Here is a 789-nt window from a genome sequence, read left to right on the forward strand (position 1 = left end):
ATAAGGATTAAAAAGCTCTGAGTCATGACTCGGAGCTATTTAATGAGTAAGCTATACTAAAAGCCTACGACTAAGGAGTTGTCTGATGAGGGTTCCTGATAACAGTAATATCGTCATTTTTGGTGCCTCGGGAGACTTGTCGTTTCGCAAGCTTATCCCGGCTTTGTTCCATTTATATGTCACTAGACAATTGCCTGATTGTTTCTTTATTTTGGGTGTTTCGCGCAGTGCTTATGACTCAGATAGTTATCGTGAGGCTTTGTTAAAGTCGCTAAGTGAAGGTGCAAACCTTGATTCGCATACTGTCGAAGATTTTCTCCAGCACGTTTATTACTTGTCTTTGAATACCTCCGATGTCACGGAATACTCCAAGCTAAAGCTTACCTTGAATGAGCTGTATGCGCGCTACCAGACACCGCACAATACTTTGTTTTACATGGCGATGCCGCCAAGTATGTTTACCGTGATCCCTGATTGCTTGTCAAAGAGTCAATTGTTGGATCAGTGTGAAGGCTGGAAGCGCATCGTGGTCGAGAAGCCTCTAGGTTATGACTTGGAATCTGCAATCGAGCTAGACCATGGTTTGCATTCCTATTTTGATGAATCCCAGATTTATCGTATCGATCACTATTTGGGAAAAGAGACCGTTCAAAACCTACTGGTTTTTCGCTTTGCTAATGGCATGTTTGAACCATTATGGGATAGAAATTATATTGATTATGTTGAGATAACCGGCGCAGAGAAATTAGGTGTTGAGTCTCGGGGTAGCTATTACGATGGCGCAGGTGC

1 pseudogene is annotated in these 789 nt (G+C 42.6%); it reads left to right on the forward strand.

Going from position 1 to position 789, the window contains the following annotated elements:
- Nucleotides 1–85: 85 nt before the first annotated feature.
- Nucleotides 86–789: pseudogene (locus A3735_RS08020) on the forward strand (glucose-6-phosphate dehydrogenase); the annotation flags it as partial.

This window comes from Oleiphilus sp. HI0061 (assembly GCF_001635675.1).